Genomic DNA, 1,109 nt, shown 5'->3' on the forward strand with positions numbered 1-1,109 from the left:
GACATAAAGGCGGCCACGGCACCGGCGGCGAAGCCCGCGATGCCGCCCAGCGTCACCAGGAAGCCGTTCCGCAAGCCGTAGATCAGGTAGGACAAGAGCGTCAAAATCAACGCCAGGTCCAGGATGGTCAAGCCGAACACCGGGGCTCCTTAGGGACTGGTAGGTCCCTTATTCTACCRGCGCAGGCTGACTGTTTGTCGGGGCCGGGTTCCGGGCTGGACGGGGCGCGGGCGGTGATGACGACCGTGGCCGGATGCGCGGCCCGGGACGGGGCCGGCCCGTCACGTGCCCGCCGCAAAGCGCGTTTCGGTGCCAAGTACGTCACAGAAGCCGCAAAATTCTGAAACAATGGCTGAAGCGCCCCAGCCGACACAGTAAGTCAGGAGATTTCATGGATATCGAGGTATTGCGCCGCGCACCCCTTTTCGCCACGCTCGACGACGAGGCGTTCCGTCTGCTKACGGACGAACTCACCGAGGTGGACCTCTCACGCGGAGCCTCGGTTTTCCGGGAAGGCGACCAGGGTGACCAGCTCTACTTCATCGTCTCCGGCAAAGTGAAGCTTGGCCGCACCTCCCCGGACGGCCGCGAATCGCTGCTGGCCATCCTCGGCCCGGGTGAACTGTTCGGCGAAATGGCCCTGTTCGACCCGAGCCCGCGGACCGCCACGGCCACCGCGGTCTCCGAGACCCGCCTGGCCGGGTTGAAGAACGAGAGCCTCAACGCCCTGCTGCGGACCCGCCCGGAGGTTTCCGCACAGCTGCTGCAGGCCCTGGCCCGCCGCCTGCGCCGCACCAACGACTCACTCTCCGACCTCGTCTTCTCGGACGTTCCGGGACGTGTGGCCAAGGCGCTGCTGGATCTGGCCGACCGCTTCGGCCGACCCGCGACCGACGGCGTGCTGGTCGCCCACGAGCTGACCCAGGARGAGCTGGCCCAGCTGGTCGGCGCCTCCCGCGAAACGGTCAACAAGGCCCTCGCCGAGTTCGTCCAGCGCGGCTGGCTGCGCCTCGAGGCCCGTGCCGTTGTGATCCTCGACATGCAGCGTTTGCGCCAGCGTTCCCGCTAGGCCCACTGCGCCTGTAGGCATACGAAGGGCCGGCTCCGAA

1 protein-coding gene is annotated in these 1,109 nt (G+C 67.2%); it reads left to right on the forward strand.

The window, feature by feature from the left end; genetic code table 11:
• Window positions 1-391 precede the first annotated feature (391 nt).
• Window positions 392-1,069, forward strand: coding sequence for a Crp/Fnr family transcriptional regulator (locus tag AC1DHD_RS16330; protein WP_011693220.1), 678 nt, complete (start codon window positions 392-394; stop codon window positions 1,067-1,069).
• Window positions 1,070-1,109: the final 40 nt, after the last annotated feature.

It is taken from the genome of Arthrobacter sp. 05L45_2 (assembly GCF_056397525.1).